The sequence below is a fragment of the Oceanobacillus sp. J11TS1 genome, assembly GCF_018333215.1.
Taxonomy (GTDB): Bacteria; Bacillota; Bacilli; order Bacillales; family Amphibacillaceae; genus Oceanobacillus.
Genome location: NZ_BORO01000080.1, coordinates 1 through 255, shown reverse-complemented (window position 1 = coordinate 255; position 255 = coordinate 1). Strand labels below are relative to the sequence as shown.

The 255-nt window shown below is 38.8% G+C and carries 1 rRNA gene; it reads left to right on the top strand.

From position 1 onward, the window contains the following. Positions 1 to 155: 155 nt before the first annotated feature. A 23S ribosomal RNA gene (locus tag KI343_RS19925) occupies positions 156 to 255 on the top strand; the annotation flags it as partial.

Here is a 255-nt window from a genome sequence, read left to right as displayed (position 1 = left end):
TCAGTTTTGAGAGAGCAATTCTCTCGAATGGAAGCTTGTACCTTGAAAACTAAATAAGAGTAACAACGACATCAAACTTTAGAAATAAGGCAAAAAGCTATAATATAGCGACACAATTGATTACTTTCAGTAATCAACAAACTTATTCTTAACTTAGTTAAGTGAATAAGGGCGCACGGTGGATGCCTTGGCACTAGGAGCCGATGAAGGACGGGACTAACACCGATATGCCTCGGGGAGTTGTAAGTAAACTTT